Genomic DNA, 309 nt, shown 5'->3' with positions numbered 1-309 from the left:
CAAGGGCGGCTCCGGCACCCGCACCCCGGGGACCGCCGGACCGGGCGGCAAGGGCGGGGCAGCCGGCTGGTTGGGGGGGCCCGGGGCCAAGGGCGGGGCCGGGGCGGCCAGCGGGAACCAGGCGCCCGGCGCCAACGGCGGGAACGGAGCCGCGGGCGGACTGTTCGGCAGCGGCGGCAACGGCGGAGCGGGCGGCATGGGCGGCCCCGGTAACACCGGCGGCACGGGCGGCAGCGGCGGCGCCGCCGGCATGTTCGGCAACGGCGGCAGCGGCGGCAACGGCGGCAGCGGCGGCTCCGCCGGCGGCGC

At 83.5% G+C, this 309-nt stretch carries 1 protein-coding gene; it reads left to right on the top strand.

Translation table 11 applies throughout. The features are described from left to right. Positions 1-309 (top strand): PE-PGRS family protein (locus BST40_RS33685; protein WP_089025342.1); only part of this gene is annotated, 309 nt, incomplete at both ends.

The organism is Mycobacterium persicum, assembly GCF_002086675.1.
GTDB classification, from domain to species: domain Bacteria; phylum Actinomycetota; class Actinomycetes; order Mycobacteriales; family Mycobacteriaceae; genus Mycobacterium; species Mycobacterium persicum.
The sequence above is the reverse complement of the archived record's forward strand: the minus strand, read 5'-3'. Positions and strand labels throughout refer to the sequence as shown.